Raw genomic sequence first — 6,968 nt, 5'->3', positions numbered from 1 at the left:
TCTTTTCTGCTGTCTTTTTTGCCCATTCCATAAACTCTGAAAACCCGGTGCTGTTAGCCTTGAAGCTGATGGTTCTATCCAATTCTATTCCTCTCCAGTCAAAAGCCCTTGCATAATGTATCTTTTTAGCAATATCAACCCCGATTACCAGCGTTTTATCTGTGATTTGCATAATCTTAAAATTTTGGTTATACTTCATATTGAAGACCTCCTGTAGTTTTATTTATGTCGTTTTCTTGCGGTTAACCACCACAACTCTATTCTACAGGCTTGGTCTTCTTTTTTCAAAGTGCATTAATGTTCATTACAGGAATGCTCCTTATAGTTTCTATATTCCTAAATTTGTATTAATAGTAATTTCTCATAAAACAAATAATATTATTACATCATAAGGCTTAGTTTCTAGGAGTGATCATTTTGATTCAGATAGATGACGCAGGCAGCGGCAGCTTAATTGGGGGTACGTGTATTGGGGTCATGAGAACAGAAACAGGAGAATTCTATTACGATATTATTCCTATTAGTCTATACCAGCCAGACTGTTTTGAAAAAAAAATATACTTAGATGAAGTAGTTCGTATTATAGAAAAATCCTTTGAAGTATTGGGTGTAAGCAAAGATGAAAATATAGAGGTTTGCCGGGGATACATGTTTGATAAATTAAGACCCTGGCTCAAGAAAAATCAATATCAGTATGTAAATACGTCTATAAAAGAACCTCTCCAATCTAAGATAGAGTATACATTTTCCCAGTATGTAGTAGGGCTTGGACTGCCAGAACAGTATATAACCTATACAAAATATCCCTTTCACTTTCATCGGCTGCTTAGATGGGTTTATGCAGACTATAAGAATAGAAAGCAACTATGCAAAAGAGGCTGGAAAAGCTGGGAAAAATATGGAAACCTTAGTATTGAAAAAAAAAATGGGTATCTGAAGCATTCTTGGTATAAATGCCTGAAGTGCGGTGAGGCTATAAATAGTGAAAGTCCTGTGCAAATCCTAAAATATGTCAGCAATCGTCCAAATACTATATACATGCATATGGACTGTGAATAAAACAGACTTTCATCCCCTGCAAGTCCTATTTTTATTGTCTGCCTTTCATAAATCTCTACATCTATTATACTTACTTACACAATAAAAAGCTAAGCTCCGTTTTCGGAGCTTAAGTTTTTGTTAGACTGGATAGGTTTTTTGTTCTTTATTCGCATATTGACTGTCAATTTTATATTTTTGAGCCTGCCGGTATTTAAAGTATTCAATCGCAACCGGCGGGAATAGCCCATAAGAAAGAACGTCTTCTTCCTGTTCATAGTATTCCTGCATCTCCTTTTTAAAGGTCTCTAATTGAGGCGGAATCAAATCAGCGGGTCTGCATTGAATCACTTCCTCATCCCCAATAATCTTCTTCTTAATTTCTTCTGATATAGCAACTGTAGGTCGACCATATTCACCTTTAACATATGCTTTGATTTCCTTTGGAACCATTTTATACCGCTCGCCCAACACCACATTAAACACTGCCTGTGTTCCCACCATCTGACTCATAGGTGTTACCAAAGGCGGGTAGCCTAAATCTTCTCGTACCCTAGGAACTTCCTTTAGAACCTCATCATATTTATCAACAGCATTTTGCATTTTCAATTGGGAAACAAGATTTGAAAGCATGCCTCCCGGAACTTGGTAAACCAATGCATTTACATCAACACCTAAAACCTTGGGATCTAGTAAACCACTGGATAAGTATTTGTCTCGAATGGGTCTGAAATGCTCTGCGATTTTATTTAAAGTTTCCAGGTTAAGACCTGAGTCCCTTTCTGATCCTTGCAGGGTTGCCACAAGTGGTTCTGTAGGAGGCTGAGATGTCCCCAACGCCATAGGGGAAATTGCCGTATCCACTACATCAACGCCAGCTTCTATGGCCTTTAAGTAGGTCATAGAGCCCATACCGCTGGTATAGTGGGTATGCAGCTGTATAGGAATTTTGATATTGCTCTTTAGCTTAGAGACCAGTTCATAGGCATAATAGGGAGTTAATATTCCTGACATATCCTTTAAACAGATGGAATCAGCACCCATATCTTCCATCTGTTTGGCAATTTTCAAATAGAGCTCTGTGTTATGGACAGGGCTAATAGTATAGGAAATTGCAGCTTGTGCATGGCCGCCCTCTTTCTTTGTAGTATTCAGTGCTACTTCTATATTTCTTACATCATTCAATGCATCAAAGATTCTAATAATGTCAATGCCGTTGGCTATTGCTTTTTTAACAAATTCAATCACTACGTCATCGGCATAATGCTTATATCCCAATAGATTTTGTCCCCGCAGAAGCATTTGCAGTTTTGTATTTTTCACTGTATTTCTAATGGTTCTAAGACGAACCCATGGATCCTCTTGCAAGAAACGGAGCGAAGAATCAAAGGTAGCTCCACCCCACATTTCTAAGGAATGATATCCTGCCTGATCTAAGGTTTCTAGAATAGGTGCCATTTCCTCTGTTTTCATTCTTGTTGCAATCAGAGATTGATGTGCATCCCGTAAAACGGTTTCAGTAATTTTTACTTTAGCCATTTTTCTACCTCCTAATTTTCTGATTAAGATGGGCCTATAAACTGTTTCGCCATTGCTCAGGAAAACCATTTCCTAACCATAATTTATCTCCTGTTTTTAACAGTTATTAGATAATTGTAGTGCCCTTCGGGCAAACAATAATGCACTAAGCGGGTTACTTTTTTTCAATCACAACCAATATAGGCGGACGATTTGCTTGATTGATAAATTCCATATGTAGAACATTAAACAACTTCTGATTTAAGGTTTTTACAAAAGCAAGAACAGCTTCTTTTTCCCCTAAGCCCTCAGGATGACCATGATAAATTGCTAGGGTAAGGATGCCGTTTGTCTTCAAAAGGGCCAGACCTTGTTTGATTCCTTCGATCGTGGTATGGGCTTTTGTCACAATATGATGATCACCTTTTGGCAAATAACCCAGATTAAACATAACTACAGAAACTTCCTCATGGATGTATTGACGCATATTTTCATGTCCTGAATGAATCAATTCTGTTCTGTGGATAAGCTGCTGGTTAGATAACTTTATTTCTGTTTGTTGCAAAGCTCTTTCCTGTATATCAAAAGCATAAACCTTACCGGTTTCCCCTACCAGTTCTGCCAAAAACACGGTGTCATTTCCATTACCCATAGTAGCGTCTATAGCTACATCTCCTGCCTTTAGTACTGAAACAATAAAATTTTTCGCTAAGTCTGTAGCTTTTGTTAAATATTTAGCTGCCATCATAAACACCTCTGATCCTATGACTTGTTTGATCTGCAGGCCTTTAAGAAAAAGTCAGGCAGTTTTGCTGTAAAAATAGAATCCTCTTTAGAAAAATGATTTATAACGGAGTCGGGTTCTGCTTCCATTATATTTTCATAGGATACCTCTTCAAAGCCTACACTTTGAAAAAAATGGGGTATTGCTGTTCCTTTTACATATACCCGTTTTATACCTTTCTTATCAGCAAAATTCAGCAATGCCTTTAGGATGCCATCCCCAAGATATTCTTTTTGTCTTTTTTTTCGAACTACTACATACTGTATGACTGCTGAATTGCCATCGACGGAAAACCCAGCAGCTGCCACTGCTTCTTCACCATCATAGGCAATCATGCTATTTAAGATAATTTTGTCCAAAGAATTCAGATTAAGCCTGCTCTCCTGAAGCAATTCTCGAATCTTTACTACATCCCCATCAAAGGCCGCTCTAATCTCCAACATAACAATTCCTCCTTTTTAGGATTATTCAGTATTATTTCCATAATTAAATAATGTTATGGGAAAATATATGATTAAACTATAAAAATCACCAGAGTTTTCCATACAATTAAAGAGTCTATCAAAACTGACAGACTCTTTCAAGTGGTTAAATTGATTTTAAGTAGCGAATTTCTTCCGCTGTCAGGTGACGCCATTTACCCTTTAACAGATTTCCTAACTCAATGCGCCCCATAGCAATCCGCTTTAAATGTAAAACAGGATAACCGACTGCATCAAACATTTTTCTTATTTGACGGTTTTTACCTTCATGAATAATAATCTTTATAGAAGTAAAACGACCATCACTCTTTATTTTTTCAACCTGGGCAGGCGCCGTAACGTATCCGCCGATATCTACACCCTTTTTTAAGAGGGCCAGAGTCTTTTCTTCTGGGTTTCCTTTTACCCTGGCTATATAAGTTTTTTTTACTTCGTGTTTTGGATGTGTTAGCTGATAAGTTAAATCACCGTCATTGGTCATAAGCAGCAATCCGGAGGTATCGTAGTCCAGCCTACCCACAGGAAATACCCTTTCATGAATATCGTTTAATAAGTCGATTACCTTTGGTCGGTTAAATTCATCGGAAAGTGTAGTAACATAGCCCTCCGGTTTATGCAGTAATATATACAGCTTTTTCTCCTGGGGCTTAATAATTTGATTATCAATAGCTACCAGATCCTCTGCCGTATTGATAATAACACCCATATCCCGAACAATGGTACCATTTAGCTTAACTCTACCCTGTAGAATCATCTCTTCTGCTTTTCTTCTGGAGGCTACTCCAGAAAGTGCAATATATTTTTGTAATCGCATCTATTTCAACAACCCTTTCTTATCTTCAGTATACTCATTATATTATAGTCTACACCAACTTTTCTTCAAATATATTTAATAAATCCATTCTCTTTATTTTACTTCTCAAAACTTCCCGATCAATAGTATAGAGTCCTAAGTCCTTCATGCGTTTGAAATAGTCTGCACCGGCAAAGGTATAACGGGTTCTGATCCCATCCTCTGATTTTCTGCAGTCATTTTCGTAGGCAATCAGGTCTCCAGTTGTAAGTGCTATGGGAAGCTCTAACAGCGGCATTCCTTTAAAATAACGTACAGCATTGTGCCCGGCTAAGCTGCCCGTAGTAATCGCTTCTGTATGGCCGACGAATAATCCTGATTTCTCACCTCCGCAAAACAGGTTCTCACCGCCTGTTACTTTCATGCGGTTATCTCTTGGAGAGATAGCAAGATAACGAACAGAATTACCCATTCCGCCGGAATAGGGGTCCTCAAATCTTGCATTTTCTAATCCCTTTATTTTCCTGAGCTTTTCCATAGGGTAAAAAGGCGCCATCAATTTTGCATGCCCAGTATCCAGAAGAATAATGTTTTCAGAGTATTCTTTTAGCGCATATTGCTGACATACCTTAATATTAAGTTTTTCACTGTTTATATCATCCGGTGGAACCGGTAATATCACAACACCCTCACGGTTAAGCTGTGCTGCTAATTCTTCGCTGAGGGAATCCTTGTTCAATTTGCATGATCCGCTAAAGGCACCCAAAGAACCGTCACTTCTTTTACCAACCAGATCTTCGATACCAGATTTTTGTGTGATGCTTACCCTTGGACCGAAGGATGGACAACGTAAAATACACATTGCACATCCATTTCCATATTTCGTGCAGTTTCCCATAGGGCCTGTTGCTCCCGTAGTGTCGATAAATACATCTCCTTCAACTAGTTCGCCGTTATGAAGGCGAATTCCTGTTATTGTATTTTCCTTTTTTTCTACATCTACACCCCTTGCCATAAAGTATATTTCCGTATCAAACTCTTTTAAAAGCCTACGAACCATTGGCTCAACCTTGCATATGTCGTAAAGACTGGCATGGTTATGACCTGGAAAGTCAATATTCACATGACGGGAGGCGCGGTCAGTGATATCAAATAATTCCTTAGAACCCATTAAGATACATTCCTCAGCTGCGGTGTATCTCCCATTGTTGCGCATGATTCCGCCTACATTTCCCAGGCCCAGCAAAATATCCATTCGTTCAATGATTGTAACCTTAGCACCAGCCTTTTTAGCGGTAATGGCAGCTGCAACACCTGACCAACCGCCGCCTACAATAACTACCTTAGCCATGAACAGTCCCCCCTTGCAATATTTCCTCAACGAATGTTTGAACTTTACATACCTTTAAAACTTTGCCATCCTTTGCAAAGACACTGCACGCACCACAGACTCCTTCGCCACAGCAAATTTCACGGTTATTGGTCATTGAAAAGGCAATATTCTTTTCTTGATCTTTTGCGATTTGAAGTAAATCCTGATGAAGCAGGTCTGAACCGCTGCTAAAAATCAAACTAAATTCGTTATGCTGCAATAAATTCTTCACATGAGACAATCCCGCCTCAGATCGGACATCCATGATTATAGGTTCTAAATTCCAAAGATTAATATATTTTTCAATAAAGACTGATTGAATATTGCCCGGATCCAGTATTAACATAATATTATTCTTATTCTTATGCAAATATTTTATGACTGGAACTGCCGGAGCTTGAGCGATTCCCCTTGCTATAATCAGCACCTTCTTATTTTTAAGATTTTTCAAGTGCTCAAGGCCTATGATTCCGTTCCAATAAGGACCTTTAAGCAATACTTCCTTTTCAGATGCCAATAATGATTTTGTTTTTGCTCCGATCTCTTGCAAAATAACCGTTATTTGTGATTTTTCTTCACTGACCTCCATCACAGAAATAGGCGTATCGAAGTAGGATGGTTTTTCTGGGTTACGAAGGATAACATATGAACCTGGCTGAATTAATGCTCTACACATACTCTGCGGCACTTGCAGCGTGAGCAATATCAGATCTCGGTGAATGAATTGATGATCTACGATACGGGACAGTATTGAACCTCTACTCTTTTTCATCTGTAGGCCGTTCCAATAAAATTCATTAAATATACAGGTTCCACACCAATTGCAATCACAAAAATCATTACCATGGAGATGTGAGCACACAATACAATCCCCTGTCTCAGATAAAAAGCAGGGGCAGTACTCACTTCCCGCATCTATACATCGAATATGACTGTCCAACAGCACTACCTCCTTAATTAAGAACAAAATAAAAAACCCTA

At 38.5% G+C, this 6,968-nt stretch carries 7 protein-coding genes and 1 pseudogene; 1 reads left to right on the top strand and 7 read right to left on the bottom strand.

The window, feature by feature from the left end:
* A pseudogene (locus tag BUB56_RS00935) lies at positions 1-199 on the bottom strand (IS110 family transposase); the annotation flags it as partial.
* Between the two features lie 218 nt (positions 200-417).
* On the opposite strand from BUB56_RS00935, the gene BUB56_RS00930 reads away from it, so the two are divergent.
* Positions 418-1,059: a hypothetical protein gene (locus BUB56_RS00930; protein WP_110939500.1), complete on the top strand. Its 642-nt coding sequence runs from the start codon at positions 418-420 to the stop codon at positions 1,057-1,059.
* Between the two features lie 120 nt (positions 1,060-1,179).
* On the opposite strand, the gene BUB56_RS00925 is transcribed toward BUB56_RS00930, so the two are convergent.
* From BUB56_RS00925 to BUB56_RS00900, 6 genes are all read right to left on the bottom strand, one after another.
* The gene (locus tag BUB56_RS00925) at positions 1,180-2,577 is read right to left on the bottom strand and encodes an oxaloacetate decarboxylase subunit alpha (protein WP_110939499.1); all 1,398 of its coding nucleotides are present in this window, start codon (positions 2,575-2,577) and stop codon (positions 1,180-1,182) included.
* 154 nt (positions 2,578-2,731) lie between these two features.
* The gene (locus tag BUB56_RS00920) at positions 2,732-3,301 is read right to left on the bottom strand and encodes a tRNA 5-(aminomethyl)-2-thiouridylate-methyltransferase MnmM (RefSeq protein WP_330392524.1); all 570 of its coding nucleotides are present in this window, start codon (positions 3,299-3,301) and stop codon (positions 2,732-2,734) included.
* Between the two features lie 17 nt (positions 3,302-3,318).
* Positions 3,319-3,783 (bottom strand): GNAT family N-acetyltransferase, encoded by a 465-nt coding sequence (locus BUB56_RS00915; protein ID WP_110939497.1) that lies wholly within the window; start codon positions 3,781-3,783, stop codon positions 3,319-3,321.
* 145 nt (positions 3,784-3,928) lie between these two features.
* On the bottom strand, positions 3,929-4,636 hold the full coding sequence (locus tag BUB56_RS00910; protein ID WP_110939496.1) for a pseudouridine synthase: 708 nt from the start codon (positions 4,634-4,636) through the stop codon (positions 3,929-3,931).
* A 49-nt stretch (positions 4,637-4,685) separates the two neighbouring features.
* Positions 4,686-5,966, bottom strand: coding sequence for an FAD-dependent oxidoreductase (locus BUB56_RS00905; RefSeq protein WP_110939495.1), 1,281 nt, complete (start codon positions 5,964-5,966; stop codon positions 4,686-4,688).
* Positions 5,959-6,927 (bottom strand): sulfide/dihydroorotate dehydrogenase-like FAD/NAD-binding protein, encoded by a 969-nt coding sequence (locus tag BUB56_RS00900; RefSeq protein WP_190014012.1) that lies wholly within the window; start codon positions 6,925-6,927, stop codon positions 5,959-5,961. The genes BUB56_RS00905 and BUB56_RS00900 overlap by 8 nt, the downstream gene beginning before the upstream one ends.
* Between the last annotated feature and the right edge of the window lie 41 nt (positions 6,928-6,968).

Origin of the sequence: Geosporobacter subterraneus DSM 17957, assembly GCF_900142145.1 — a bacterium.
Lineage (GTDB): Bacteria > Bacillota > Clostridia > Peptostreptococcales > Thermotaleaceae > Geosporobacter > Geosporobacter subterraneus.
The sequence above is the reverse complement of the archived record's forward strand: the minus strand, read 5'-3'. Positions and strand labels throughout refer to the sequence as shown.